This is a genomic window from Planomonospora algeriensis (assembly GCF_977012225.1).
Window position 1 is genome coordinate 1 of the sequence record NZ_CDRNDK010000818.1, and the last position, 1,570, is coordinate 1,570.

Below are 1,570 nucleotides of genomic sequence, written 5' to 3' on the forward strand. Positions count from 1 at the left end.
CCCGCACACCACCGCCACCGCCTCCGGTGTGGCCGCCACCCGCGCCGCGAACTCCTCCGTGATCGTCGGAAGGGAATCGGGGGAGACACCGGTCCCGGCCCACTGGCGCAGGATGGTGCGGCGCTCGGCGGGGTCGAGGATGCCGAGCCGGCTGATCGGGATGTCCGGAGTGCTCACCGCGGCGCGGAGCAGGCGGACGAACCGGGCCGCGATGTCCTCGGCCGTCTCCCGGTCGAACAGGTCCGCGGCGTATTCGAGGACGCCGGCCAGGCCGTCGTCCGCCTCGCTGAGGGAGATCAGCAGGTCGAATCTGGCGACGTTCGTCTCCAGAGGCTCCAAGCCGATCGAGAGGCCGCCGCCGAGGCCGAGTTCGACCTTCGGGGTGTTCTGGAAGGTGAGAGCCACCTGGAAGAGGGGGTGGCGGGCCATCGACCGCGCCGGATCCACCACCTCCACCAACCGCTCGAACGGCAGATCCTGATGCGCGAACGCCGCCAGATCCACCTCCCGCACCCGCGCGATCAGCTCACGGAACGACGGATCACCCCCCACATCCGTCCGCAGCACCAACGTGTTGACGAACATCCCCACCAACTCGTCCAACGCCTCATCGGTGCGGCCCGCCACCACCGTCCCGATCGGCACATCCGTCCCCGCGCCCAGACGCGTCAGCAACGCCGCCAACCCCGCCTGCACCACCATGAACACCGACGCCCCCACCCCCCGCGCCAGCCCCGCCAGCCCCCGGCCCAGCTCAGCGTCGATCACCACCGGCACCGTCCCGCCCCGATACGACGCCACCGCCGGCCGCGGACGATCCACCGGCAACTCCAGCTCCTGCGGCAACCCCGCAAGCGCCCCACGCCAGAACGCCACCTGCCGCGCCGCCACACTGCCCGCATCCGCCTCCTCCCCCAGCAGCTCCCGCTGCCAGAGCGCGTAATCGGCGTACTGCACCGGCAACGGCGCGAACACCGGCGCCTCCCCACGCGACCGCGCCGCGTACGCCGCGATCACATCCCGCGCCAGCGGCGCCATCGACCACCCGTCCGCCGCCACGTGATGCACCACCAGCAACAACACCCGCTCATCCGCAGCGGTCTCGAACAGCCGCGCCCGCAACGGCGGCTCGGTCACCAGGTCGAACCCCCGCCCGGCGAAAGCGCTCAACGCCTCGGCGAGCCCGGACTCCCCAACCCGCTCGACCTCCAGCGGGAACCCGCCCGTCCCGGACCCGTCACACAGCTCGGATATATCGAGGATGTGCTGGAACGGCACCCCGCCCACCTCCGGCAACACCGTCCGCAACACCTCATGCCGCCCCACCACATCCGCCAACGCCCACCGCAACGCCGCCACATCCACCCGCCCCACCAACCGCAACGCCACCGGCAGGCCGTACACCCCCGACCCCGGATCCAACCGGTTCAACACCCACAACCGCCGCTGCGCGAACGACAACGCCACCCCACCCGAACCCGGCCGCTCCACCCGCCCCACCGGCGGACGCACCACCCCCGACGCGCCCTCCACCACCGCAGCCAGCCCCGCCACCGACGGCGCCTCGAAC

1 protein-coding gene is annotated in these 1,570 nt (G+C 72.2%); it reads right to left on the bottom strand.

Translation table 11 applies throughout. The features are described from left to right. Window positions 1-1,554, bottom strand: a 1,554-nt coding sequence (locus ACWJ6R_RS36065; RefSeq protein ID WP_449066502.1) for a condensation domain-containing protein, incomplete at its 3' end; no start/stop codon positions are given. Between the last annotated feature and the right edge of the window lie 16 nt (window positions 1,555-1,570).